The organism is Aquitalea sp. S1-19, from assembly GCF_024343515.1.
Window position 1 is genome coordinate 1 of sequence record NZ_RJTZ01000302.1, and the last position, 1,459, is coordinate 1,459.

At 51.4% G+C, this 1,459-nt stretch carries 1 protein-coding gene and 1 tRNA gene; both read left to right on the plus strand.

Features of this window, described 5'->3' with window-relative positions; all coding sequences use genetic code 11:
* Positions 1-118 precede the first annotated feature (118 nt).
* Positions 119-203, plus strand: a tRNA-Leu gene (locus tag EGI20_RS18615).
* 164 nt (positions 204-367) lie between these two features.
* A partial coding sequence (locus EGI20_RS18620; RefSeq protein ID WP_498633182.1) for a tyrosine-type recombinase/integrase occupies positions 368-1,459 on the plus strand: 1,092 nt, incomplete at its 3' end.

Below are 1,459 nucleotides of genomic sequence, written 5' to 3' on the forward strand. Positions count from 1 at the left end.
AAAAAACGACTTTTAGTGGCTGATAACGGATAAAAGCAGAACTTCCCTTAATCAGGGGCTGAAATTCCGAATGAAAATGTGGTAAAGTCTGCAACTTGACTGCATCTGCTGCAGTCTGGCCCCGGTGGTGAAATTGGTAGACACAAGGGACTTAAAATCCCTCGGCTTCGGCTGTGCCGGTTCGACCCCGGCCCGGGGCACCATCAAGCATTATCAATTGTTCCTAGTAGGTCCTAAAAGCCCGCATCCACAAAGGATTTGCGGGTTTTTTGTTTACTAGGTAGACCTAAGTCTTCCGATTGCTTCCAGCCATAAATGGGGGTATTTTGGGGGGTATCTTTCGGTTTGGTTAGAGAGGTACCCCCAAATGCCACTCGTAGCTCAGCAAGTCCGGAATGCCAAACCACAAGCCAAGAAATACAAACTTGCCGATGGCGGCGGATTGTATCTGTTGGTTGAATCCAATGGAGCAAAGTATTGGCGGCTTAAATATCGCTTTGGTGGAAAGGAAAAGGTTCTGGCGCTTGGCGTGTATTGTTCTCCGCCTGGTATCGATGCAAGCGGCAAGCTTCAAGCCGAGTCAGTTATGATGACACTGGCCGAGGCGAGGGGACAGCGTGAAGAAGCGAAAGCTACTCTTGCCAAGGGCATTGACCCAGGTTTGCTCAAAAAGGAGAAAAAACGGGATGCCTTACTTGCCGGCGAAAACAGTTTGGCTGCTGTGGCCCGCGAATGGCATAGCCGGAATTCTTCCCGATGGAGCCCTCAGCACAAGGAGCGCGTAATGCGCGAACTTGAGGCAGATATCCTGCCGTTTATCGGCGCAGTTCCCGTTGAAAATTTGAAGGCACGTGATCTACTCGCTGTGTTGCGAAAGGTCGAGGCGCGTGGTGTGCTTGACCTTGCCGGCAGACTACGACAACGTCTTGTCGGCATCATGCGCTATGCCGTGCAGACGGGGCGTATCGACAGTAACCCTGCCCTTGATCTGGATGGTGCGCTTGCCGTTTACGTTGAGAAACACCGCCCATCTTTAATGCTTGAACGCTTGCCTGAACTGGTGATGCGTATCGATGACTATCGTGGTCGAATTCTGACTAAGTCGGCATTGAAATTTTGCCTGCTAACCTTTGTGCGAAGTAGTGAAATGCGGATGATGCGCTGGGCAGAGGTCGATATGGTACGTGGTATTTGGATCATTCCACCGCAGCGAGAACTAATCGAGGATGTTCCTGACTCGCACCGGGGGGCGAAGATGAAAACGCCGCATATTGTTCCGCTGTCTAGGCAGACACTTGCTGTACTTGAGGACCTGCAAGCTATCACTGGCCGTTTCGAGCTAGTGTTTGCTGGCGATCACAATGTGGCTAAACCGATGAGTGAAAACACGGTCAACAAGGCACTGCGCACGATGGGGTACGACACCAAAACGGAAATATACGGGCACGGTTTCCGCACA